The 23,847-nt window shown below is 59.8% G+C and carries 15 protein-coding genes; 6 read left to right on the top strand and 9 right to left on the bottom strand.

The features are described 5' to 3' along the window. Window positions 1-3: 3 nt before the first annotated feature. The 5 genes from ACFQDI_RS10580 to ACFQDI_RS10560 form a co-directional block, all read right to left on the bottom strand. Window positions 4-2,688 (bottom strand): ATP-binding protein, encoded by a 2,685-nt coding sequence (locus ACFQDI_RS10580; RefSeq protein ID WP_377166251.1) that lies wholly within the window; start codon window positions 2,686-2,688, stop codon window positions 4-6. Then, a complete protein-coding gene (locus ACFQDI_RS10575; RefSeq protein WP_377166249.1) occupies window positions 2,681-4,129 on the bottom strand; it encodes a class I SAM-dependent methyltransferase in 1,449 nt (482 codons plus the stop codon). The genes ACFQDI_RS10580 and ACFQDI_RS10575 overlap by 8 nt, the downstream gene beginning before the upstream one ends. Window positions 4,130-4,268: 139 nt before the next feature. Continuing rightward, window positions 4,269-5,528, bottom strand: coding sequence for an OmpP1/FadL family transporter (locus tag ACFQDI_RS10570; protein ID WP_377166247.1), 1,260 nt, complete (start codon window positions 5,526-5,528; stop codon window positions 4,269-4,271). Window positions 5,529-5,545: 17 nt separating this feature from the next. Then, the gene (locus ACFQDI_RS10565; protein ID WP_377166245.1) at window positions 5,546-6,193 is read right to left on the bottom strand and encodes a response regulator; all 648 of its coding nucleotides are present in this window, start codon (window positions 6,191-6,193) and stop codon (window positions 5,546-5,548) included. 24 nt (window positions 6,194-6,217) lie between these two features. Further along, complete coding sequence (locus tag ACFQDI_RS10560; protein ID WP_377166243.1) at window positions 6,218-6,928, bottom strand: hypothetical protein; 711 nt, start codon at window positions 6,926-6,928, stop codon at window positions 6,218-6,220. A 348-nt stretch (window positions 6,929-7,276) separates the two neighbouring features. Between ACFQDI_RS10560 and ACFQDI_RS10555 the strand changes: the two genes are divergently transcribed. Both ACFQDI_RS10555 and ACFQDI_RS10550 read left to right on the top strand, forming a co-directional pair. Then, window positions 7,277-8,947: a response regulator gene (locus tag ACFQDI_RS10555; RefSeq protein WP_377166241.1), complete on the top strand. Its 1,671-nt coding sequence runs from the start codon at window positions 7,277-7,279 to the stop codon at window positions 8,945-8,947. Between the two features lie 442 nt (window positions 8,948-9,389). Next, entirely contained in the window at window positions 9,390-13,085 is a 3,696-nt protein-coding gene (locus ACFQDI_RS10550; RefSeq protein ID WP_377166239.1) for a PAS domain S-box protein, read from the top strand. Between the two features lie 11 nt (window positions 13,086-13,096). Here ACFQDI_RS10550 and ACFQDI_RS10545 read toward each other — a convergent pair whose 3' ends face one another. Genes ACFQDI_RS10545 through ACFQDI_RS10535 form a run of 3 tightly spaced genes read right to left on the bottom strand, consistent with a single transcriptional unit; the run spans window position 13,097 to window position 17,710 of the window. Further along, window positions 13,097-17,038, bottom strand: coding sequence for a PAS domain-containing protein (locus ACFQDI_RS10545; protein WP_377166237.1), 3,942 nt, complete (start codon window positions 17,036-17,038; stop codon window positions 13,097-13,099). Continuing rightward, on the bottom strand, window positions 17,013-17,237 hold the full coding sequence (locus tag ACFQDI_RS10540; RefSeq protein ID WP_377166235.1) for a PAS domain-containing protein: 225 nt from the start codon (window positions 17,235-17,237) through the stop codon (window positions 17,013-17,015). The genes ACFQDI_RS10545 and ACFQDI_RS10540 overlap by 26 nt, the downstream gene beginning before the upstream one ends. An 11-nt stretch (window positions 17,238-17,248) precedes the next feature. Next, entirely contained in the window at window positions 17,249-17,710 is a 462-nt protein-coding gene (locus ACFQDI_RS10535; protein WP_377166233.1) for a response regulator, read from the bottom strand. Between the two features lie 82 nt (window positions 17,711-17,792). Between ACFQDI_RS10535 and ACFQDI_RS10530 the strand changes: the two genes are divergently transcribed. The 4 genes from ACFQDI_RS10530 to ACFQDI_RS10515 all read left to right on the top strand — a co-directional run bounded on the left by ACFQDI_RS10530 (window position 17,793) and on the right by ACFQDI_RS10515 (window position 22,599). Continuing rightward, the gene (locus tag ACFQDI_RS10530; RefSeq protein WP_377166231.1) at window positions 17,793-18,989 is read left to right on the top strand and encodes a hybrid sensor histidine kinase/response regulator; all 1,197 of its coding nucleotides are present in this window, start codon (window positions 17,793-17,795) and stop codon (window positions 18,987-18,989) included. A 90-nt stretch (window positions 18,990-19,079) separates the two neighbouring features. Continuing rightward, window positions 19,080-20,129 (top strand): ABC transporter substrate-binding protein, encoded by a 1,050-nt coding sequence (locus tag ACFQDI_RS10525; RefSeq protein ID WP_377166229.1) that lies wholly within the window; start codon window positions 19,080-19,082, stop codon window positions 20,127-20,129. Continuing rightward, the gene (locus ACFQDI_RS10520; protein ID WP_377166227.1) at window positions 20,126-21,877 is read left to right on the top strand and encodes a PAS domain-containing sensor histidine kinase; all 1,752 of its coding nucleotides are present in this window, start codon (window positions 20,126-20,128) and stop codon (window positions 21,875-21,877) included. The genes ACFQDI_RS10525 and ACFQDI_RS10520 overlap by 4 nt, the downstream gene beginning before the upstream one ends. Window positions 21,878-21,897: 20 nt before the next feature. Then, window positions 21,898-22,599 carry a response regulator gene (locus tag ACFQDI_RS10515; RefSeq protein ID WP_377166225.1) on the top strand — a complete coding sequence of 234 codons (702 nt, stop codon included), beginning with the start codon at window positions 21,898-21,900 and terminating at the stop codon, window positions 22,597-22,599. Between the two features lie 6 nt (window positions 22,600-22,605). On the opposite strand, the gene ACFQDI_RS10510 is transcribed toward ACFQDI_RS10515, so the two are convergent. After that, window positions 22,606-23,766, bottom strand: a complete 1,161-nt coding sequence (locus ACFQDI_RS10510) for a hypothetical protein (protein ID WP_377166223.1) — start codon at window positions 23,764-23,766, stop codon at window positions 22,606-22,608. Window positions 23,767-23,847: the final 81 nt, after the last annotated feature.

The raw sequence follows: 23,847 nt of genomic DNA, 5'->3' as shown, positions 1-23,847 counted from the left end.
CTTCTAAGTATCGGCGTGGTTGTTGTTAGGGCTGTTGGTAGAGGGCATTTCCAGGATGAACTCAGTAAACTGGCCGGGCTGGCTGCGCACTTCAATGCGCCCGCCATGGTCGGCGATGATACGGTTGCAAATGGAAAGTCCGAGCCCCATGCCCTGGCCCACGTCCTTGGTGGTGAAGAACGGGTCAAAAATCTTGTCCCGGATCTCCTGAGGGATGCCCGGCCCGTTGTCCTTGATGGAGAAGAGGATCCTGTCCCCGCGTGCAAAGGCGGACAGCTTGATGCAGGCGGACTCTCCTTCTGGGTACTGCTTGGTGGACATGGCATCCAGAGCGTTCTGGATGAAGTTGATGAGCACCTGGACGAACTGGTTGCTGTCTCCCCGGATTTCGAGGTCGTCCGGGATGTCCACCTCACGCTGCATGCCGTCCTTCCAGACGTGGGAGAAAAAGCGCAGGCCGGTGGCGACCACGGTTTTCAAGTCAAAGGCGTGATTGAGCTGGTTGGTGGTGCGGGTGAAGCCACGCAGGTCGGAGATGATCTGGATGACGCGGTTGACCCCTTCTTCCACATCCTTGACGGTGTCGGCGAAGTCGGCGCGTTCTTCCTCGGGCAAGAATTTGGCGGAGCGGCTGATGATGCCAAGGCCCTGGCGGGCGTAGTTGAGGGGGTTGTTGATCTCGTGGATCAAACCAGCGCTCAGGCGTCCGAGCGAGGCGAGCTTTTCGTTCTGCACTAGCAGGGACTCGGTCTCCTTGATCTGCTCCAGGGCATTTTCGAGCTGCTGCTTCTGCGCGACGAGCTCTTTCTGAAAGAGGCGCGAGTCCACGAGATTTTTGAGGCGCACCATGATCTCCGTAAGCGAGAAGGGCTTTGGCAGGAAGTCGTTGGCGCCGGCGGCAAGGCATTCAAGCTTGGTTTTCTCATCCGCACGCGCAGTGAGCAGAACTACGGGGATGGAGCGTGTGATGCTTCGTTCGCGAAGCTCACGGCATACCTGGAGGCCGTCTTTTTCCGGCATCATCATGTCGGAGAGAATGATGTCGGGAAGGAACTGGGCGGCCTTTTCCACAGCCTGCTGGCCGTCAACAGCCTCGAGAACTTCAAACGTGTCGCTGAGCTGGCTTTTGAGGAAGCGCAGCATGTCGGGTTCGTCGTCGGCAATGAGCAGCTTGGGCTTGCGGCTGCGTCCGACCCCTGTTTCCACGGGGCGCAGGGTGGCCTGCAGCGAGGTCATTGCAGGGAAGAGTTCGGCGCGGCGGTAAAGGTCAGCGATCCAGTCCTTGTTCTGGGTGGACTCGGCTTCGATCTCTTCGGCCGGTTCGTCAGCAGAGTCTTCAGCGGGGGCCGAGTCTCCCTGAAGCAGAGGGAGCCTGATGGTCATGGTGGTGCCTTTGCCCACCACGCTGGCGGCGGACACGCTGCCACCCTGTGCCTCGGCGAGTTCCTTGACCAGGGCAAGGCCGATGCCCATGCCCTGGAATTTGCGCTGGGAGGAGGTGTCTGCCTGCCAGAAGCGGTTGAAGATATGAGGGAGCTGGTCCGGCGGGATGCCCATGCCGGAGTCACGCACTTCCACGACCAGCCACGTGTCATCCTTGAGCGCGCTGAAATTGACGGTGCCGTTGGCGGCGGTGAATTTGAGGGCGTTGAACAGCAGGTTGAAGCAGATGCGTTCGAGCTTTTCCGGGTCAGCCATCACGGTGCCGATGCCTTCGTCCACATGAGTCTGAAGGTGGATGCGCTTGTCCTTGGCCACGGCGCCGACTGCGGTGGCCATGCCATTGATGAAATCTCCCATGTCAACACGGCGGGCGCGAATCTGGGCGCGGCCGGACTCGAGGCGGACGAGATCGAGCAGATCATTGATGAGCTTGAGCAGGCGCATCGCGTTGCCGTGCATGGTGTCCATGAGCTCGCGCTCTTCCGGCGAGCGGGTGGAGGTGACGCGCTGGATCAGGCTTTCCAGCGGTGCGATGAGCAGGGTCAGCGGGGTGCGGAGCTCATGGCTGATGTTGGCGAAGAAGCGGCTTTTGGCTTCGTCGAGCTCCCGCAGCTTCTGGTTGCTGGCCTCCAGCTCGGCACGGTTGAGGTCGAGGTCATGACGCAGCTTGAACTCGGAGAAGCGGATGGTGTTGTAGAACCAGGTGCCTGCGGTGGTGAACACGCCCGTGACAAACAGGAAGTACAAGTTGTTGAAGAAGATGCTGCGGTTGGCGATCGGGCCATGGTAGTAGCAGGCCAGGAGGTAGGAGGCCATGGTCAGCACAACGACCAGGATGCTGTCCTCCAAAGTCCAGCGCATGAGGATTGCAGCGCCGAGCATCACGAGGTTCAACCCGGCATAGTAGGGCGACTCAGCGCCTCCTTTGGCATAAATCATCCATGCGATCCCGACAATGAGGGGCATGGCCATGAGCAGTCCGAGGAGGCGGTGCAGACGCTTGCCCCAGGCCGTGTTGAGAGCGAGCCATACCAGAATGCTGACAATGGCGGAAAGGACACGGGCCGGGAAAAAGCGCTTAACGCCTTCTTCCTGAAACACCACCCAGTCCAGCGTACTGCCCGCGAGCATGAACACGACGGCGAGAATGCCGCAGAGCTGATAGTTGCGGACTCGGATGTCCTGCTCGTAAGCCTGGAAGTTTCCCTTCAGGCCACCAGCTAAAACTGGAGAGGCATCAGGCATCGAGAGGTTTGCGCACTTCGAGGAAGATGTTCACGCCGGTGGGGTCTGGCTTGACGAGGAAGGAGCCAGGTGGGGCGCGATCGGGTGCGAGCTTGAGGAACTGCTCCTCGTCGCGGTAAACGAGGTGCCACTCCGCCAGGTATTCCATCCAGTTCCGCCAGGGGTTGCTGGGATGCACGTTGGTGGCGATGAGCAGGCCGCCAGGGGCGAGCAGGTCGTAGAAGATCTCCAGAAGGCGCCGGCAGATGCGGTCTGAAAGGTAGTCGAACAAGCCGGCGCAATAGACCATGTCGTAGGTGCCGGCCTGTGCGGCCGCCCGTCCGGACTCCTTCAGCACCTGATGCACGGATTTTTTCTCAAAGCGCAGGCCTGTGCGGCGGCGGTGCCTGTTGCGCAACTCTTCCAGAGAGCGCGTCGTGTGCATGATGGTTTCATCGTTGAAGTCCAGCAGCAGGAGGTCGGCCGAGTCGGAGATGGGCTCGTGAGTGAGGAAGTTCTGAATTTCCTGGGCCGGGCCGCAGCCCAGGTTGTAGATGCGGGCCACTTTGCCCTGGGCGGCCATGCGCTCTGTCTCTGCCTTCAGCTGCTGTACGAGGTAGACAATGCGGTTGCGGTGGGCGATCACCGGCGGGATGTCCAGGTAGAGCTTGTTGAGCAGCTTGGCAAAAATGGAGCTGCCTTCATAGGGGTCGCGCAGCATCATGCTGACCATCTCGTAGTCCCCTGCATAACCCAGAGGCTTGTGATAGGTGCGGTAAACAAACGGCGCGCAGAGCACCAGCGGGTGCAGCTGGCGCTTGATGTAGCTGCGGTGCACCGGCTGCTGATCCATGGGGATGACAGCGGCGGACTCCTCAAAGCGTTTCATCAGCGGATAAACCGTGGGGACGATGGGCTCCTCCATCTGCAGGAGGACTTCGCGCTCCGCCTGGATTCGGTCTCCTGTGGGGAGGGAGCGCACACCGAGCTCCACCTGCTCCATCCAGCGACGGAGGTCGGAAAGCATGGTGTGCATGTCCGCCACCACGATCTTGAACTCGGGCACGACGCGGTAGCTCTTTTCCGTCTCGCGGAGGAACTCGGCAAACTCTGTCAGCAGGCGGCCTTTGTTCTGAGCGGGGGAGAGGATGTCGATGTCGATCCAGCCGTCATCCGAGAGGGAGGCCTCGCAGATGAGCATGATGCCGGTGTTCACCAAATTGGCGATGGTGGCCCTGCCGGTGTAAACGACGCGGTCGTTCATCATGATCCTGAAGTCATTCAGGACTTCAGAGAGCTGTACAATGCTGTAGGGATTGTAAACCTCAAATACACCCAGGTAGCGCGTGAGCCGGTGCAGCGTACCGCGCACTTCAGCCCCTTGGCTGTTGCGGCAGATGATAAAACTTAGCCGCTCCCCAGAGGAAGCGAGGTTGGGCAGTGCGTTGTCGGTGTTCTCCATGTTACGAATCCTCTGCTAAAGCGGGTTGCAGCTTGATGACAACACAAGCCTTGTTGAAAAAGACCTCCTCACGGTCTGGCATGGTGCCACGAAGGCGCTGGAGACATGCGAGGGGAAAAAGCACGGTGTCATTTTTGAGTTAAAACCTCTGCGTGAAGCTCAGCGCCAGCACCTGCCACTGATGCTTGTAGGTGCCATCATACTGGTTGGGAGGGTTTGACGCCGCCCCGCTGATGACACGGGCGGGGTAGTAGACGCAGGAATACGTGAGGTCCACGCCGCGAGTTTTGCCCCGCCAGCCCACGCCCAGGCTGAAGACATGCCTGTCATTGCCGGGAACCAGGGGGGTGTAGCTGTTCGCCGGCTGGGAATTTTCCGAATAGAGATAACCGCCGCGCAGCGCCCAGTGTTCATTCAGCTGGTAGGACATCCCGGTGCCGAAATCGAGCGAGTTTCTCCACCCAAAGACGGTGCTGGTCGAGCCGCCGAGCAAAGCTTGGTTGTTGCCGATCAAGAGGGGTAGGACATCGTGGGAGGAATTCTGCGCCCATTTGAAGTCAAAGCCCACGGTGAAGCGGTCTGTCACGTCAAAACCATAGCCGACGGAGATGGAGGCAGGAAAGGTCATGTCGGATTTAAAGCTGCTGGACTCGCTGAAGGTGCCAATCAGCGCCGGCGGCATGTTGGAGGCTTTGAAATCGCCACTGAGATTGACCTTCACCGGCAGCCGCCCAATGATTGCAAGGCGATGTCTTTTGGCAAAGGTCCAGTTGATGCCTGCATAAGCGCCCAAGCCCCAGCCCTGGCCATGGATTTTGATGTCTCCTTCGGCCGCGCCCGGAATGATATTGTTCCAGGCGTAGAACTGCTTCATCGTCAGGTCGGCGTACAAGATGTCGAGGCCGATGGCAAAGCTGAGATCGTCTGTGATCTTCACTGCGAGAGCCGGGGTGATGTCCACCGTCATCAGGTTGGCCTCGTAGGGCAGCGCATAGCGCAGGCCGCCGCCCATGCCCTTGGGGTAGTAGGCGGCAAGGCCGTACGGGGTGCTGACACCGAGGCCAAAGGACAGCCTGCCGGGCAGCAAGGGCTGCACAAAGTACATGCTGGCGGGGAAGACCCAGGGCCGGTTGATCCGTACGTTCTGGCCACCGTTCTGCTCAAAGCGGATGTCTGAATGCCACATGGCCGTGTTGATCAGCAGCTCGCTTTTCTCCATTTTCAGGATGTTGGCCGGAGCGACACGCACGGCTGAGGCATCGCTCAGATTGGCATATCTGCCGCCCACGATGCTGAGCGCCTGGGCGGAGTCAGGTATCACAGAGAATGTTTCGGATGCCTGCGCTGCCGCTGTGGCCAGGCCCAGGGCGAAAATGACATAAGCGTAGCGTGTTTTCATGGTGGAGCGGGGCGGAGTTATGCCAGGCCGTTGGACTGGCAGTAGCGGAGAATTTCGACAGTTCCCTTGAGCCCGGTCTTGCGACACAGGTTGTGCTTGTGCACAGCGACGGTGCGCGGGCTGAGAGACAGATCCAGCGCGACCTGCTTGAGGCTTTTGCCCCGTGCGAGCTGCATGAGGACTTCGAGCTCGCGGTTGGAAAGCTTTTCGTGCACCTGGCCGGCGGAGCCTTTGCGGATGGAGCGGTCTGCAAATTTCTGCGCCAGTTCGCGGGAAATGTAGCTGCGCCCATCCAGGGTGCAGCGGATGGCATCAAAGAGCTCATGTGGAGGTGCGTCCTTGGTCACATAGGAGCGTGCGCCGAGCTGCATGGTGCGGGAGACGAAGGTTTCCTCCTGGTGCATCGAAACGGCGATGATTTTGGGCGGGGTGGGCAGGGTGCGCAGCTCCGTGGTGAGCTCCATGCCCGAGCGGTCGCCCAGCTCGATGTCCACCAGGGCGATTTCATAATTGTGGATGCGTGCTTCAACCATGGCCTCCGCACAGGTGCCTGTGGAAACCACGGTGGCCTGGGGGAATTCACTTTTCAGCATGCTGGTGAAGGCCTCGCGCACGAGAGCGTGATCATCGACAATCAAAATGCGGAATGGAGGTGGGGATTGCATATGAGTATTCAAAGTCGTGGAGGTTTATGCAGCAGACTGCAGAGGGGTTGGGAGCGCCGTGATAGAAATGCGTGAACTGCCGCCCGGGCCGGAACCGATGAGCTGCATGCGGGAGCCGAGCAGGAGGCATCTGGCTTCGACGAGGGCCATTTCTGAGCCGTCCACGTTTTCTGTCCAGACGCTGTCTCCGCCATCGTGGTCGATGGTGATTTCGAGCTTTTCGGCGGAGGCCCGGCAGCTGACCTCAACCCATGAGGTGTCTGCAAAGCGGACGCAGTGCTTCAGCAGCGACTGCATGATGCGAAAGAGATTGAGGCGGCTGGCGAGATCGAATGCGGGCTCGTCACCGCTGATGTGGAGGACGATAGAGCCGGCAAACGTTTCACCGATGTTGCGCACGAGCTGCTGCAGGGCGACGTGAAGTCCGAAGGCTTTCAAGACTGGCGGGAACTGCTTTTCGGTGAGGTCGCGCACCAGCTGGAGTGTCTGCCGCAGGGTGGAATCCAGGCTGCCGAGCAGCTTGGTGACGATGGCGGGATCTCCGCCGTTGGCGAGTTCATGGCGGACCATTTCACCCAGTGAGGCGCAGGCGACCAAGCCGCCGGCCATGTCTTTGTGCAGCACGTGGGCCAGATCCACTCGCTGAGCATCCTCCTCTTGCAGCAGGCAGCTTAGCGATTGCAGCAGCGTTGAGGCTGAATTTCTTTCTATTTCGTCGAGGGAAGGGGGATGCATTGGTCCTAAATAATTAAATCAATTATGTCGCTGCATTTAGGAGAACCACAGTTCGCTGAACTCGGCACCTAAATGTTGATTTAATATTTAGGCTAATCCTAAATGACTCTCACATATTCATGTTTGTGAAGCGGATCCAAACTATGATTTATCATAAAAATAAAGCTATTTTTATTAATTTTATAAAAATATGAAACTAACATTAGTCACATGTATCTAAATACCATTCAGCACAACTCTACTGCCTGCAGTCGGATTCTGATTGTGACCGAAGAGAGATCCTTGCAAGAGGACCTGCACATTTCGCACTCGCTGCAGAATACGGGTCAGGCTGGCAGTTCATCGGCCATGCTGGGTTTTGATCATGGCAGTGCCAAGGCCAAAGCGGCCGTGCCGCCCCCAGAAGTGGTCTGCACAGCGAATGAGAAGGAGGCACTGGCTCTGGTGGAAGCTGCCGCACAGGGGCACAAGCCGTTTTCTCTTGTGATTATGGACGGCCGTCTTTTTTACGGCAAGGATTACCGGTACGTGATCAACCGCCTGTGGCAGTCTCAGCGCGACTTGCACGTGGTGCTGCATGCTGTTTCTCAGCTGGAGGCATTTGAGCAAATTCCGATCGACCTTGGTTCCAATCCGCACCTGCTGGTCTTCAAGTTCAGGCTGGTCCCCTTTGAAATCACGCAGCTCATCCGCACGCTGACGTTCAGGCACAGTGCGGAAAACCAAACGTCGCACCGGAATCTGAGCCTGAATGCGCAGCTGCTGGAAGTCACCTCACGTTTTGAAGATGTCAGCAACCGGCTCCGGCTGGAGCAGGACCACCGCAAGCAGCTGGAGGATCAGCTCTGCCGTAATCAGCGTCTAGAAACGGTGGGGCGTTTTGCAGATGCGATGGCGCACTTTTTCAACAACTACCTGACGGTGATCCAGGGGCATCTGGAGGTGGCGCAGCACACCCAGGGGGCCGGTGGCACGAGCTCGCTACCATCTTCATCTTTGAAGGAACTGATCCTCGCCACGCAGCGTGCGGCTGGCTTTACCTCGCAGTTTGTTTCGTTTAACAGGCGCGACTATTTGGAGCCTCAGCCGATGAATCTCGGCCAGGTCATTGATGGGCAGGCGGCGATGCTGCAGAAGGCGCTGGGAGAGCAGATCTCCATCCAGATCAGCCACCAGCCGGATCTGCCCGGGGTGATGTCTGACCAGGCGGCGTTGGAGCAGATTATTTTCAACCTCCTGATCCACGCGCGTGACTCCATGCCGGGCGGTGGCAGGGTCATGATCCAGACCCGGCAGGTGTGCATCCCAGACGCAGACACGGCCAGCCAGATTCACGCGGAGGCAAAGCCTGGGGATTTTGTGGTGATGACGATTTCTGACACGGGCAAGGGACTGACCCCGGCCGAGATGGCTGCTTTGCTGGATGCGTCCAAACTCTCTCTGGAGAAGGAGGGGGGGGCGGACATCGCCATGATTCTCGTGCAGGGGCTGGTGCGCATGCAGGGCGGCTGGCTCGAAGGGCGCAGCGTGCTGGAGGTGGGGACGGAGTTCTCGGTGTATCTGCCGGTCGCCACTGGAACCGCGTCTGCGGCAGCAGTGCCAGAGAAAAAACTTCTCAACCGCGGCGCAGCGGAGGAGTCATCGACCATTTTGGTCGTGGATGACGAAGATTCGGTGAGGCAGGTGATGGAATATGTGCTGACAAGCCAGGGACACAAAGTGCTGACGGCCGCCGATGCGAATGAAGCGTGGGCCATCTGGCGCGAGAAGGCCGCGGTGATCAAACTCGCACTTATCGACGTGAAGCTGCCTGGCGGTGTCAGCGGCTTTGACCTTGAGAAGGCGCTGGCAGCCGAAGATCCGACGCTTCCTGTGATTTTCACCTGTGGCTACTCGCCTACCACGCTCAGCAACGCGAAGGAGCTGAAGGCGGGCGAAAATTTCCTGCCGAAGCCCTTTGGCATGGTGGAACTGCTCAACATCGTGGGGCAGGCGCTGCTGCAGCCAGCGAGGCTGTGAACAGGTGGGGTGGGTGGTTGCCTGCCAGCCTGTGCCCGGTACCTATAGACGAAGCTGCCAGCTCGTTTCGAGGTGGGGCAAGGGAGGCTGAGATTGCCACTCAAGGTGAGAGGCGATGGCGGAGGCAAAATTTCAGCCTGCATAGTGGGCGTGGAATTTATATCGCGAGGCTGCTGCCGGATAATTTGATGCGCAGAGTATCTTGACCACATCCGGCGATGACCGAAGGAACGGTATGGTCACCATCCTATTCTATTGCGCTTCTGCTGCTTACGGGGGCAAATCCGTTTCAAGGTTGCAGGTCTCGTGATCGTTGTTTTTCGATCATGCGTGCTCTTGTGGCTAGACTTGTCGAATGCAAAAAGGCGGGGTGCATTGTCCACGCTCTGATGGAAACGCCATGGCATCCTGAGGAGGCGGGAGATCTGGCTGTGCTGTTGTGATGAAGTCTGACCCTTCAGATGGTGTGCTGAGTCTGCAGCGGCAGACGATTGCCTGCAGCCTGGTCATTATGGTGGACTGCTGCGGTGTCATTCAATCGGTGGATGGCGGGCAGGATCGCTTTTTGGAGGTTTTTGGCCGGGATCTGATTTTGCCGAAACGAGGGAGCAGCTGTCTGGATTTTTTCACCGGGGCATGTGACCTGCGTTTTGAGGGGGCGGCGAGATGGGCGAGTGCCCTTCAGGAGGTGCTGGAGCGGCGGTCTGCGGGGGCGAGGATCGAAGCGTGCGAGGTGGGTGGCGGTGGCGGGGGCTGGCTGGAAATCACGATCATTCCTCTGCCTGTGGGGGGGGGCGCCGGGGCGCTGATCACCTGCATAGACGTCACTTTGCGGAAGCATGCGGAACTGGAGCTGCGCCACCGGGAGGCGCAGGGGCGGGCGATTGTGGAGCTTGAGTCAGAGAGGCGAGGGGCCGAGGAACGCCTCCGGCAAAGCGAGGCGACGATGGCGGACGCCCAGCGCATTTCACATTTTGGCAGCTGGGAGCTGGACCTTTCGCTGGCGGCCGGGCCAGGCAACCATCCGCTCCGATGGTCTGAAGAAGCTTTCCGCATCTTTGGCCATGAGCTGGGGGGCATTGAAACGACGCAAGAAAACTTTTTCCGTGCGGTGCATCCTGACGACCTCGAGATGATTCGCGGGGCAGTCAGCGAAGCGATCCGCACCTGCGGGCGTTACTCGACCGATTACAGGATCATCCTGCCGAACGGCGAAGTCAGGCATGTGCACGAGGACGCGCAGATATTTCTTGATGAACAAAGCGGGCAGCCGGTGCGCATGGTGGGGACGGCCCATGACATCACGGAGCGCAAGCTGGCGGAGGAGGCGTTTAAAAACAGCGAGCTGCGCTTCCGCCGTGCGTTCACGAATGCGAGCGTGGGCTTTGCGATCACGGACATGAGGGGCGTGGTTCTCCACATCAACAGGCACTACTGCAACATCACCGGCTACAGCGAAGAGGAAATGGTCGGGAGATCGTTTGCCACGATCACGCATCCGGAAGATGTGTCACGCAAGCTGAGGCTGAACCAGAGGCTGATCGAGGGGGAGATCAACGATTTCGTCGTCGAGAAACGGTACCTGTGCAAAAACGGGCAGGTGGCCTGGGTGGAAAACAGCGTGTCGGCCATCCGGGACGAAGGCGGGCGGGCTCTGAACATGGTGGTGCTGTGCAAAGACATCACGAAATCACGCCACAACCAGGAGCAGCTGCGTCTGCTGGAGGCTTGCGTTGCCCATCTCAATGACATCGTGCTGATCACAGAACCGTGGCCGCTGGATGAGCCCGGCCCGCGCATTGTGTTTGTCAACGATGCATTCACGCGAGTGACCGGCTACACCAAGGAAGAAACGCTGGGGCGAAGCCCGCGCTTCCTGCAAGGGCCGGGGACGGACCGCTTTGCCCTGGGGCGGATGCGGGCGGCTCTCGCGAAGGGGCTGCCAAGCAAGGAGGAGGTGATCAATTACAAAAAGGACGGCTCCGCCTTTTGTGTTGAGATAGACATTGTCCCGATCTCCGACCTGGCGGGCCGGGTGTCTTATTTTGTGGCTGTTCAGCGCGATGTCACCGCGCGCAAGGAGGCGGCAGACCGCCTGCGGAGAAGCAACCTGCGTTATGAGAGGCAGCACGTTGCGCTGGCCCGGATGATACGCAGTGGCGTGATGCAGGCCGTTCATCTGGAGTCTGCATTCCGTCTGATCACCGAAGAAATTGCCCATGCGATGGAAGTGGAGCGTGTGAGCATCTGGCGATATGACCAAAACCGCAGCAGCATCGTCTGCCAGATGCTGTTTGAGGCTGGCGCGCGGCGTCATTCCTCCGGCTTGGAGCTGCGTGGCGGGGACTACCCGGCCTACTTCCGTGCCATGGAGCAAAATGAAGCGATTGTGGCGGATGATGCGTGCGGTGATCCGCGGACCTGCGAGTTTGCCGAAAGCTATCTCATGCCGCAGGGCATCACCTCCATGCTGGATGCCCCGCTGCATGTGGGCGGGGTGCTGGCGGGGGTGCTTTGCCAGGAGCATGTGGGCCCGCGGCGCACCTGGCTGCCGGAAGAGAAAAGCTTTGCGACATCCATGGCCAACTTCATCTCCCTGGTGCTGGCGCAATGGGAGCGCAGACAGGTGGAGGACATGCTGCGCCAGCAGGCTTCACTGCTCGACAAGGCCAATGATGCGATCATAGTCCTAGATCTTGACCATAACATCACCTACTGGAACAAGAGTGCTGAAATCCTCTATGGATGGACCGCCGGGGAGGCAAAAGGGAGCAAGGTGACCGAGCTGCTCTACACCGACGATGCGCAGTTTGAGGAGAAGAACAGCCGGGTGCTGACCGAAGGCGAATGGGCTGGTGAAATCCAGCAGGTGACCAAGACGGGCGAAGAGGTGACGGTGCAGGGGCGCTGGACGCTGGTGCGGGATGCCGAAGGCCGGCCCAAATGCGTGCTGGCCATCAACACGGACATCACTGAGCAAAAGCGGCTGAAGGATCAGATTCTGCGCTCTCAGCGCATGGAGAGCATCGGAACGCTGGCGGGCGGCATCGCCCATGATCTCAACAACGTCCTCACGCCGATCATGATGTCGGTGGATCTGCTGAACCTGCGTGTCAAAGATGAAGCTAGCAGGGAGACGTTGGAAACGATCTCGGCGAGCGCGCGGCGAGGCGCTGACATGCTCAACCAGGTGCTGTCCTTTGCCAGGGGGCTGGAGGGGCAGAAGGCGCCGGTGAAGATCAGCCGTGTGCTGCGGGACATGGCGCGCATCGTCGGAGACACCTTCCCGAAGAACATCCATCTTCGGCTGAAGGACGAGCTTGCCGCCGGCGACGCTGTGTCAGGGGACCCGACGCAGATCCACCAGGTGCTGCTCAATCTCTGTGTGAATGCGCGGGATGCGATGCCTGCCGGAGGCACGCTCACCATCAGTGCGGCGCAGGTCATGATCGATGCGCAATACGCCGCGATGAACATTGAGGCGCGTGAAGGGCCGCACATCAGGATCAGCGTCGAGGACGACGGGCTGGGGATCGCGCCGGAGGTTTTACAAAAGATCTTCGACCCCTTTTTCACCACCAAGGATACGGGCAGGGGGACGGGGCTGGGACTGTCCACCGCGCTTGCCATCATGAAAAGCCACGGCGGTTTTTTCCGGGTTTACAGCGAGCTGGGGCATGGCTCGAGCTTTCATGTGTACCTGCCGGTGCAGGCGGAGCAGGCCGCGGAGGAGCCTGTGGCCGAGGATCTGGTGCTGCCACGCGGGAATGATGAACTCGTCCTCCTGGTCGATGACGAGGCTGCGGTGCGTGAAATCACGCGTCAGACTCTGGAGGCGTACGGCTACCGTGTGCTGCTGGCTGCAGACGGGGTGGAGGCGGTGACGCTCTACTCAAAGCATCAGCACGAAATCGCCCTGGTGCTGACCGACATGCGGATGCCGGTCATGGACGGCTCCACCACGATTCAGGTGCTGATGAAAATGAACCCCCAGGTCCGCATCATTGCTGCGAGCGGCATCAATTCCAACAGCAGCATTGCGAGGGCGGCAGGTGCAGGGGTTCGGCAGTTTCTGCCCAAACCCTACACGGCCGAAACCATTCTGCGGGCGCTGCATCACGTTTTGAACGAGCGCTGAGGCTTGCAGGGTCAGGCCGCTTTTCGTGACTGCTGCAGGACATCTCCCAGCGCTTCCAGCAAGGCGTCGGCGTTGTAGGGTTTGCGCAGGAAATGCTTCACCCCCAGGCTGTTGACCTGCGCCTGCATCTGATGGCTGAGGCCGCTGGCGCCGATGATCGGCAGTTCGGGATGGATTTTGAGCAGGGCCTGGATGAGCGTCGGTCCGTCCATGTTGGGCATCATCATGTCTGTGATGAGAGCGATGGGCTTTTCGGGGCTTTTCAGGAATGTCGCGATGGCGTCTGTGCCGTCACAGGCGGCGACGACACGGTAGCCGAAGGCCTCCAAGGTGTGCTTGGTGGCGGTCAGAATGGCGGCTTCATCATCCACGACCAGGATCAGCTCACCCTTTCCAAGGCTGCGCTTGGGCTCGGCCGCCTGGATTTCCCGGTGTTCGATGTCTGTCTTGGCGGGGAGATAAATGCGGAACACGGTGCCTTTGCCCATGCGGCTTGTGAGGTCGATGAAACCATGATGGGATTTGACGATGCCCAGGGTGGTGGCAAGGCCGAGGCCGGTGCCTTTGCCCATTTCCTTGGTGGTGAAGAAGGGGTCGAAAATGCGGTCCCGCACTTCGAGGGGGATGCCGGTACCGGTGTCCCGCACTTCAAAGACGACATGAGGCCCCATGTTGGCGTCCGGGTGCATGCTGGCGAACTGCTCATCGACGACCACGTTGCTCATGGTGATGTCCAGCTCACCTCCTCCGGGCATGGCGTCCCGGGCGTTGACGCAGAGATTGAGCAGCACCTGATGCAGCTGAGTGGGGTCTCCTTCGACGTTCCAGATCTCTTCAGGGCAGGAGATGCGGCATTTGATGAACTTGGGGAAGGTCTCGTGGATGAGCTGCTCGATTTCCTGCAGCACATCCTGAGGCCGCAGGCGCATGCTGCGGCTTTCGACGCCGCGCGCAAAGCTGAGGATCTGCTTCACCATTTCGGCGCCGCGGTTGGCGCTGTTTTCCATGGCATTGAGCAGCTCGATGTCCCGCGGCTGCTGCAGTTTCATGCGCAGAATTGTGAGGGACATCAAAATGGGCGTGAGCACGTTGTTCAAGTCATGCGCCACGCCGCCGGCGAGCGTGCCGATGCTTTCCAGGCGCTGATTGCGCAGCGACTGCGATTCCATGCGGCGCTTTTCCGTCACATCAGTCATGAAGCCTTCGATGTGGCGTATCACACCGTCCTCGGAGGGAATTCCCTGGCCGCGCTCCCAGATCCATTTGACCGCGCCCTCTGCCGTGCGGATGCGGTAGCTGACCTCGAAGCGTTTGCCGGCGGCCACAGCTTCGGAGACCGACTGCCGCACATACTCGCGGTCTTCGGGGTGGATCAGGTCGGCGAAGAAGACTTCGCCGTTGCTGGCGAAGACCTCGGCCTCATAGCCGGTGAGTTCCAGGCAGCCTTCGCTGATGAACTCCAGCGTCCATTTTTCGTCGATGAGAGCGCGGTAGGCGGCGCCAGGGAGGTTGCCCATCAGGGTTGAAATCATGCGCTCATTTTCACGCAGCGCCTCGATGGCCTGCTGGCGCTCCTTCTCCCGCTCAACGGTTTCCATGGCGAAGGAGAGGTCGTTGGCCAAGGCGCTGAGCACGCGTATTTCCTCTTCCTGGAAGCAGTCGCGTTCGTCGGCATAAATGAGCAGCACCCCGACAGGAACGTTGCCTGGCTTCAGGGGGAAGGCCGCGCAGGAGCGGAACCCGCGCTCGAGCGCCCGCTCCCGAAAGTAGAACGTTTCGTCGTGCTCGATGTCATTGGAAATTTGATGCGTGCCGCTGTTGAATGCGCGGCCCGCCGGGCCCTGGCCTGAGGGGTGGTCTCCGCGTATGATGAGCGTGAGGCCGTCCAGGTAGTTCTGATGGCTGCCGGCACAGGCGGCGGGCTTCAAGCTCTGAGAGGCTTCGTCGTAGAAGGCGATCCAGGCCATCTTCATGTTGCCCTTCTCCACGGCGATGCTGACTGCAGACTCGTAGAGCAGCTGGGGCTCGCGGATGCGGACGATGGCCTCGTTGATGCTGCTGGACATGGCATGCAGCCGGTTCAGGCGGAGCAGCCGCTGCTCGTCCAGCTTGCGTTCGTGAATGTCCAGCGCGGATCCTGCCATGCGGTAGGGCTCACCGTGCTTGTCCCACAAGGCCTGGCCGCGGGCTTCGAACCAGCGATACCCGCCGGATTTGACCAGGATGCGGTACTCGATGCAGAACTCGGTATGCTGCTCCAGATGGCTCTCCAAGGCCGCACGCACCAGGGGCAGGTCATCGGGGTGCATTTTTTGCTCCCAGGCGAAAAACAGGCTTGGAAACTCCTCGTGGTTGTAGCCGAGCAGTTCACGAAAGCGTGCGGAGTAGTAAACGCCTCCGGTACGGATGTCCCAGTCCCAGACACCGCCGGTGGAGCCGGTGGCTGCGAGTGCGTAGCGTTCTTCGCTTTGCCGCAGGGCGAGTTCAGCCTGGTGGCGTTCCATTTCTGCGGCGGCACGCACCGCAAAAAGCTGAAACATGGCCTGCAGACGCTCCCGATGGTCCAGCGCATTGTCACTGAAAACCGCGATCATGCCTATGACGCGTCCGTCGGTGGCGTGGAGGGGCATGCCCATGTAGCTGTTTGCGCCCAGTTCCTGCAGGATCTGGTCGTCCGGGAAATGCGCTCTGACATTGCTGCCATAGTAGCAGATCTCGCCGCTGGTCACATTGTAGCATGGGGTGCCGATCAGGGAGCAGGTCTTGTTTGGCAGCACTTTGCCGTCTGCGCAGAAGCCTAGAGTCCTGACCATCCGGTCGCGCTCTGGCAGGAGCATGGCCACCGTGGCATATTTGGCCTCAACGGTGCGGGCCATCTGCAGGCAGAGCGACTGGAAGAAGGTCTCGCCGCTGCGTGCGTCCACACCTTCGGCCATGGCCCGCAGGGCCTCCTCCGTTTTTTTCTCCACGGTGATGTCTGAAGCCAGGGAGAGGATGGACTGGAGCTCGCCTTCTTCGTTGAGGAGGGCGGAGTTGTGCCATTCACAGACGATCACGCGCCCGTCGCTGGTGAAATTGCGGTTGATGCAGGTGTTGCGGGATTCGGAGCGGTCCAGCAGCCGGCCGAGTGTGGCCTTTACCCGCGGCAAGTCCTCGGGGTGAACAAAGTTCGAGGCTGCGAGATCGTTTCCCATGACGGCTGTCTCGGTCCAGCCAAAGATTTTTTCAGCCTGGGGGGACCAGCGGCAGATGCGGCTGTTGGTGTCGCACTCCACGAGCGCGAGGGAAGTGTTTTCCAGGTGGTAGAGGAGTGTGGCATGGGCCTGCTGCTGCAGCGCCTCCTCCTGTTCGCGCCGCGTGGTGAAGTCACGCAGGTTGCCAATGATGGCCACCGGCCTGCCTTCGCTGTCTCTGACGATGGAGCGGTTGTCACTGATCCAGCGGTAGGTTTCATTTTTGTGCTTGAAGCGGTATTCCAGCACGGGCTGGAAATCACCGCTCAGGTCACGGGACATGACTTTTTCCAGCCGTTCGCGCTCTGACTCGTAGTCCTCCGGGTGGATGCGCGACAGCATGAAGCGAAGCCCGCCGGCGATGCATTCCTCGATGCTGAAGCCCAGCACCTGCTCCACCGCAGGACTGATGTAATCATACGTGAGCGTGGGCAGGCTGAGGCAGTAGACCGGGTCCTTTGAATTTCCGAGCACGGTCCGGAAACGTTCTTCGCTGCGCCTGAGCTCGCTTTCAGCATGCTTGCGTTTGGATATGTCCCGAACGGTGACGACCAGCTTTTCTTTGCCGACGATGTCGGCCTTTCGCATGCTCACCTCCACCCAGAACACCCGTCCAGAGCGGGCACGTGCCTGCCACTCGAAGAGCTGCGGGCCTTCTTCAACGGCCTTGCGCATCCAGTGGTGCGACTCTTCCTCAGTGTAGGGGGGGGGTGTTGGCACTGAGCGCTGCTGTGGAAAGCCGCCGCATTTCATCAGCGTCGAAGCCATACATTTCGCAGGCGCGCTGGTTGACTTCCAAGATGTCACCCGTGACGACGTCGTGAATGAAAACAGCATCATTGAGACAGTCAAAAACGCTGCGGAACCAGTCGCCCTGCCCTTTGATGCCCATATCATCGTTGGCCGCGCCGGTCTTCATGGATGGAATGATCATGCAGAAGTAGGATCAGTCATTAACAAAACCTTTTCCAATGCCATTTCATCCGATTCTGGGCGCAAGGCGGTGATTGTGTCTGCCAGTGTCTTCAAGCCCTGCTCCTTTGAGACGAAGCCATGCACGTCGCTACGGCTCAAGACTGGCAGCATATCGGCGCTGGAATGGCTGCTTAGCACGATGACTTTGATCCCCTGCTGGATGAAATATCCGCTTTTTTCAATGAGATCAATGGCGGATCCGTCCGGCAGGGTCATGTCGATGACCATAATGTCCACGTGGTGGGAATGGAGGACGGGGAGCGCTGCCGCCACACAGTCTGCCTCCAGAAGATCAAACTGGGGCAGATATCTGGCCAAGGCGGCGCGAACGACGTCACGGTAGAGATCATGGTCCTCCACAAGCAGGATCACCCCGGATTTTCCTGAACGATTGGAATGGCAATTTGCCTGCTGCATGAATGCTCGTTATTTTCTGGTTATGACTGAAATCAGCAATAGCATACAGCAAATCTGGCACCTGTGGCGGTGAAGCACGATAATGAATATTGATTTAGACTCGCCTAAAGCTCGGCAGGATGACCCGGTCAGACCGGGTCTCTCTTTTACTGAGGGCTCGGCTGCGGAGAAAAATGAATTTCTCGGCAGCATGGGGCATGAGCTACGCAATCCGCTCGCGAACATCACAGCGCAGGTGGAAACGTTGCTGGAGGGGATCTACGGGCCTTTGGAGAGTCCGCAGAAAAAAGCTGTCGCGGCCATTCAGGACAGTGCACGTCAGCTGCTCCAGCTCATCGCCGACGTGGTGGATCTGGGCAAAATTGAAGCGGGGGTGTCCGTGCTCTCTGAGACCCCATGTCTGGTGGCTGACAAGTGTGCCGGCAGTCTGGCCGTGGTTGCGGGGCTGGTGCAGTCGCGATCCATTCAGGTCAGTTCCGAGGTGGTGCCACCGGAGCTGACGGTGTTTGCCGATGTGAACCGGCTGCAGCAGATCATGACGGAGCTGCTTTCGGCGGCTGCTTTATCCATGCAGACAGGCGGCCGGCTCAGGTTTCGCGTGAGCTATGGTGAGGGCGTTTTGCAGCTTCAGACTTTGGGCGGCATCAGCCAGCCTGTGCCTGAACCGCATCACCTCCTGAAAAGGATGGGGAAGGTCAAGCCCATCGGCATGGCTTTGCTGCAGCGGCTGGTGAAACTGCACAGCGGCACTTTTGAGGTGGGAGAGGCAGCCGGGCAGGAAGTCCGCATGACGATCCGCCTGCCGATGGTTTTGGCTTCGGCGACGGTTCCGGTGCGGGAAGAGCGCCTTGGTGACGAGGCGACGTGCAGAGAAGCACCGCCGCCACCGCTTTCACGCCAGCCCACCATTTTGATCGCCGATGATCAGCCGGCGCTCATTTTCGTCACAAAGAACTATCTCGAGAGCGTCGGCTTCCAGGTGATTACGGCGCGGGATGGCAGTGAGGCCATTGAGCAGGCCTGCGCTCTGCTGCCGGATCTTATTCTGATGGATGTACGCATGCCGGTGGTGGACGGCCTGAGTGCCATCCGGCAGATCCGTGCTTCTGCAGATCCCAGGACGCGGAGCATCGCGATTGTCAGCCTTTCCGGTCATGCGAGTGCGGCGGACAAAGAGAAATGTCTGGCTGCGGGGGCCACTGCCTACCTGAACAAACCGTTTGGAGTCCGGGAGCTGGACCGCATCATTTCGGACCACATCCGTCTGGCGCGTGGTTAGCCCGGTGTCTTTAGGCAGGTCTTTAGCTGTGGGCGTTTGGAAGCATTAAGCTGGTCTGCGAGCAGAAAAGATAGGATACTGGGAGCTCTCATGAGCAAATCCATCCAGATCCGCATGATTCCCGCCGCATTTCTGGGTGTGCTGCTGTGTGCGGCAGGGCTGCTATGGCCGGAGTCTGAGCATAAAAGGCCGCTGACGGTGGCGGTCAACATCTGGCCGGGGTCTGAGCGTCTGGTCATGGCCTGCGATGCCAGCAAGGCAAACAACCTCCGGATCAATCTGGTCGAGATGTCATGGTCCACGGCGGTCCTGACGGCATTCCGCAAGCGCGTGGTGGATGCGGCGGTGGTGACTCTGGATGAGCTGATCCGCCTGGAGGCTGATGGCGCGATGCCACGTGCGGTGATGATCCTTGGCATTTCCAGGGGGTCCGACGCGATCATGGCCCATGCGGGGCACCGATGGCGCTGGGATGAACACCGCCAGCCTAAAGGGGCGGATGCAAGCAACAGGCAGGCTGCGCCGCCCACGATGCAGAGCCTCAGGGGCAAGCACATCGGTGTGGAGCTCAGGTCTTCGAGCGAGTACCTGCTGAGGCATGCGCTGGCGGCGAGCGGGATGTCGCTGGAGGATGTGGAGGTGGTCCCGCTCAATCTGGCGGAGACAGAGACTGCGTTTAAGGAAAGGGGGATAGATGCTGTGGTGACAGCAGACCCGTGGTACACGCGCCTGACGGGAAAAGGCGCCACGGTGGTCTATGACTCGGGCAAGATGGATCTGGAGTGCAGCCGCGTGCTGGTGGTGAGCGATGAGGTGCTGCGGGCTTACCCGCACGAACTGCGTGCGCTAGTGTCCGCCTGCCTGGGACTGAGCACGCAGGCAGGCTCGCTGGACGCCCAAAATGACCAGGACGCCACATTGCGGCGCGAAGGCCTGACGATGGAGCAGTGGCAGCGGGCTCTGCAAAAAATGCACCTGCCAGGCGCAGCGGAAAACAGGCGGCTGTTCAGCCAAAAAACTGGCGGGCTGGAGGAGTGCCTGAAAAAAATGAGCGCGGAGATGCTGCGAATGGGCATGCTGCAGCATGAGGTCGGGGTCAGCGGCCTGTTCACTTCTGAGTTTCTGGAGGAAGCCCCGTGAAGCGTTTTTTCAGCCTGCAGTTCCGGGTTTCCGCGATTGTGATGGTGTTTGGTCTTCTGATGATCATCCTGAACATCAGCAGGCAGTACCAGCATGATGTGAACGGGCGCTTTGAAGAGATGCGGCTGCAGGCTTATGAGGAGGGCACGCGGCTGTCGAGCTTTGCCCAGCACTTTCTGAGACGGCACCTTTCACAATCGGCCGACCTGGCGATCAGCTATGCCTCGGTGAATCCGGATCTCCGACTGGGGGTGATCTCTGACGGCAGCGACATCATCTGCAATGCCACGCGCAAGCAGTGGCGCGGTGTTTCGATCTGGAACTGCCCGCTGTCCATCAGCCCCAACCTGATGCGGCAGGCGCAGGAGTCCGGTGAGGGCATGCTGCACGAAGATCTCGAAAAAGGACGGCTGACTGCGGTCTTCCCCTTTGTGGATGTGAGCACGGCTTCGAAGACGGGGCTGGTGGTGCTGGAGTATGACCTTAACTGGTTCATCGCTGTCGCGGTCGGCCATGCGCTGCATGAGTCTCTGGCGCAGGCCTGTGTGCTGCTGGGGAGCTGCCTGCTGCTGTGGGCCCTGCTGCAAATGCTGATCACCGAACGTGTGGTGGCGATCGTGGAGCAGGTGAGGCACATCGGGCCGCATGAGGTGGTGCCAGAATCCATCGGGGGAGGGGATGAGCTGGAGACGATCTCCAAAAGCATCGCGGATGCAGCCCACCGGCTGCAGGAGTCCGAATGGCGCTTCAGCCAGATCGCCTCCAACATGCGGGACATATTCTGGGTGGCGCCTCCGGACCCCACGGAGCACATCTACGTGAACCAGGCGTATGAGGACATGTTTGGCCGGCCGGCTGAAACGCTTTCGGTGAGGCGCTGGGACTGGCTGCGAGCCGTGGTGCGCCAGGACCGTGCGGCCGCCTTGAAAATGCTGCGGACCCTGCGCGGTGCCCCATTGGAGGAGGAAGTCGAGATACGTGTCCGCACCCGGGGCAGGATCGAGTGGCTCCGCTGTCGCGGCTTTTCGACCCGGCGCATCCCCAATCAGGCCGGCCTGCTGCAGGTGGCGGGCATGGCCAGCATCATCACCGCAGAAAAGGAGATGGAGAAGATGCAGGTCGAGGCGGCGGAAAACGAGCGGAGGCGAATCGGCCAGGATTTGCATGATGATGTGTGTCAGCGCCTGGCGGCCGCGCAGCTGAAAAGCGGGGTGCTGGGAGGCAGCCTGAAACGGGAGGGGCACCCGCAGTGTGTGCTGGCGATGGATGTGGCGCGTGAGCTGGCCGAGGCCTCCGATCTCGCGAGGAGCTTTGCGCGTGGCCTGGCGTCTGTGGCAGTCGGGCCGCAGGAGCTGCCGGACGCGGTGGCCGACCTGTGCAAATTCATTGAGCGTGCGTTTGGCATCAGCTGCCGGGTGGAGTGTGAGGATTACTCCGGGGTGCTGAAAACCGAGGAGGCGGCTCTGCTTTTCCGCATCACCCAGGAGCTGGCGACGAATGCGGCCAAACATGGGCGGGCCACGTGGATAGACATCAGTTTCATCAGGGACCGTGACATGCTGCGTCTGGAAGTGGCGAACGACGGTGTCAGCTTTAACCCAACGCCGGGTGCACGGGGGAAAGGCATGGGATTGTTCATGCTGCGTCAACGTGCCGACGCCCTGGGTGCAGTGCTGTCCTTTCAGCCGCGGGATGTGGCGGGAGGCGGGACGCTGGCGGTCTGTGAAATGCCACTTGCATGCCGATGAGTTCTCGGGTTTCAAAACATATGAGCACAAACACCCATAAAGCCTCCAACGAAACACCGGCTGTGCGTAAGAGAGTCGCCTTGCTCGATGACCATACCATGATGCGCGGCGGTGTGAAGGTTTTCATCGACAGCCTGCCGGATTTTGAATGCTGCTGGGAGGCGGCAGACTGCAAGACGGCGCTCGAAAAAGTGGAGTCCGACATGCCGGACATCCTGCTGGTGGACATCACCCTGCCGGACCGCAACGGGCTGGAGTTCATCAAGGATGTGCATTCAGTGCATCCCGATCTGGTGATGATGGTCATTTCAATGCACGACGAGGCCTACTACGCGCACCGGGCGCTCAAGGCCGGTGCGAAGGGCTACATGATGAAAAACATGGGCTATGACCTTTACGAAGCCGCACTCCGCAAGGTGGCCTCCGGGGGCAGCTGGCTGAGCGACGCGGTCTCCGAGCAGATACTCAAGGCGTACACGAGCGGCAGCAAGCCGCGCATGGAAGGCGGGCTGGATGCCCTGACGGACCGCGAGTTTGAGATTTTCCAAATGATGGGTGATGGCCGGGGCACGCATGAAATTGCCGAGTCGCTGCGGATCAGCCCCAAAACGGTGGACGTGCACCGGATGAACATCCGCACCAAGATGAAGCTCGAAGACGGCGCCGCAGTCACGCGGTTTGCCATCCGCTGGGTGGAGTCACGCAAGCTGGGGCAGGGCTAGCGGCGGTTATTTCTTGTGCCGAAAGCCCACGATGCGCGCCTTGCCGGGCTCAACATCATAGAGCTTGGAAAGATCCTGAAGCCGCATCAGCAGCCAGGGGGTGAGGAGGTTGGAGCCGTTTTTGGTAAACAGGAGGTCGTCTGCCAGATAGGTGGCCGAATGTACGGCGCGCCCGTCTGGAGTGATGAACATGAGAACATCGCCATAACGATAAGGGGGCTCCACCTTGTCGAAATCCTGTTTGACCAGGCTGGTGGCTAGCCGTGTGTCCAGCAGGAAAGGCTGGGGGGTGAGGTTGTAAAAATTGAGGCTGGTCCAGTGGCAGTCTGGCAGGCGGCCTTCGGAAGTGTAGCTGATGTCGGGATAGGTGTAGAGGAGCTTCCGTGGCAGCGGGGGCACGAGGTGCAGGATGTCCAGGTGTGAGAGCCCCTTGGTATGAGTGATGGCGTGCATGAGAGGCTCGAGCTCTTTCTGGCGGAGGCCGAGACCGGTGGACCAGTAGTTCAGGAGATCGGGAATGGAGTCCTCCTTGGAAAGCTCCAGCTGGGCCATCAGAGTGCGCACGCGTGTGAGCTTGCGCATGATGAAGCGTGCCTCGGCTATGTTTTCAGCCTGACTGAGCAGCAGGGGGATGTCTGCAAAAACGAGGGCGTTGCCCGCCTTGTAAGAGAGGCTTGAGATTTTGCTGACGATGGAGGCCGGCAGCCCTGACTCACGGGCCCATTCCTCGACCGAATCTGTCAAAAAGAACACGGGTGAGTACTGAAACACATTGGCGGGAAGGCGCGCAAGGTCTGTGTAAATGAGCGCCCTGTTTTCCGGGGTCAGGTTTTCCAGGTCGGAGGCGGAGGGAAAGACATAAGCGTACTGAGCGTCTTTGACCACACGCCTTGGGGCCAGAATCTGGTCCAGGCGCTCCTGGGGCATGCCGGCTTTTCTGAGCAGGGGCTCGACGCGGTCCAGCTCGCCAAGATTAAAAACCCACTTCGTGGTCGTGTTGGGCAGAGGGAACTTTTCCACCACATAGTCAGGCGCCTCCAGGTAGAAGTAATAGTAGCTCACCCGCCCCCAGGGCCCAGGGGCGCAGGAATGGAGCTCGTTTTGCGGAGGAGAGGAGGACTCCTCCGCACCGGCCGGGATGAAGGCAGGACTGAGCAGCAGAGCCATGGCTGAAACCCTGATGGCAAGAACGAAGGGATGGGGGCGATGATTGCCCAGCCTCGAAGGAATGAGAGATCTCAACGATGA

The sequence above is a fragment of the Prosthecobacter fluviatilis genome (genome assembly GCF_042655725.1).
In the GTDB taxonomy this organism is placed as follows: domain Bacteria; phylum Verrucomicrobiota; class Verrucomicrobiia; order Verrucomicrobiales; family Verrucomicrobiaceae; genus Prosthecobacter; species Prosthecobacter fluviatilis.
This window is presented reverse-complemented; position numbering and strand designations above follow the sequence as displayed.

Excerpts from the sequence above, each read along its gene's own strand:
- ACFQDI_RS10510 (WP_377166223.1), bottom strand. The coding sequence starts at position 23,766 with ATGGCTCTGCTGCTCAGTCCTGCCTTCATCCCGGCCGGTGCGGAGGAG.
- ACFQDI_RS10530 (WP_377166231.1), top strand. The coding sequence starts at position 17,793 with ATGAATATTGATTTAGACTCGCCTAAAGCTCGGCAGGATGACCCGGTC.
- ACFQDI_RS10540 (WP_377166235.1), bottom strand. The coding sequence starts at position 17,237 with ATGAAGACCGGCGCGGCCAACGATGATATGGGCATCAAAGGGCAGGGC.
- ACFQDI_RS10535 (WP_377166233.1), bottom strand. The coding sequence starts at position 17,710 with ATGCAGCAGGCAAATTGCCATTCCAATCGTTCAGGAAAATCCGGGGTG.
- ACFQDI_RS10575 (WP_377166249.1), bottom strand. The coding sequence starts at position 4,129 with ATGGAGAACACCGACAACGCACTGCCCAACCTCGCTTCCTCTGGGGAG.
- ACFQDI_RS10525 (WP_377166229.1), top strand. The coding sequence starts at position 19,080 with ATGAGCAAATCCATCCAGATCCGCATGATTCCCGCCGCATTTCTGGGT.
- ACFQDI_RS10570 (WP_377166247.1), bottom strand. The coding sequence starts at position 5,528 with ATGAAAACACGCTACGCTTATGTCATTTTCGCCCTGGGCCTGGCCACA.
- ACFQDI_RS10515 (WP_377166225.1), top strand. The coding sequence starts at position 21,898 with ATGAGCACAAACACCCATAAAGCCTCCAACGAAACACCGGCTGTGCGT.
- ACFQDI_RS10565 (WP_377166245.1), bottom strand. The coding sequence starts at position 6,193 with ATGCAATCCCCACCTCCATTCCGCATTTTGATTGTCGATGATCACGCT.
- ACFQDI_RS10555 (WP_377166241.1), top strand. The coding sequence starts at position 7,277 with ATGCTGGGTTTTGATCATGGCAGTGCCAAGGCCAAAGCGGCCGTGCCG.
- ACFQDI_RS10550 (WP_377166239.1), top strand. The coding sequence starts at position 9,390 with ATGAAGTCTGACCCTTCAGATGGTGTGCTGAGTCTGCAGCGGCAGACG.
- ACFQDI_RS10580 (WP_377166251.1), bottom strand. The coding sequence starts at position 2,688 with ATGCCTGATGCCTCTCCAGTTTTAGCTGGTGGCCTGAAGGGAAACTTC.
- ACFQDI_RS10560 (WP_377166243.1), bottom strand. The coding sequence starts at position 6,928 with ATGCATCCCCCTTCCCTCGACGAAATAGAAAGAAATTCAGCCTCAACG.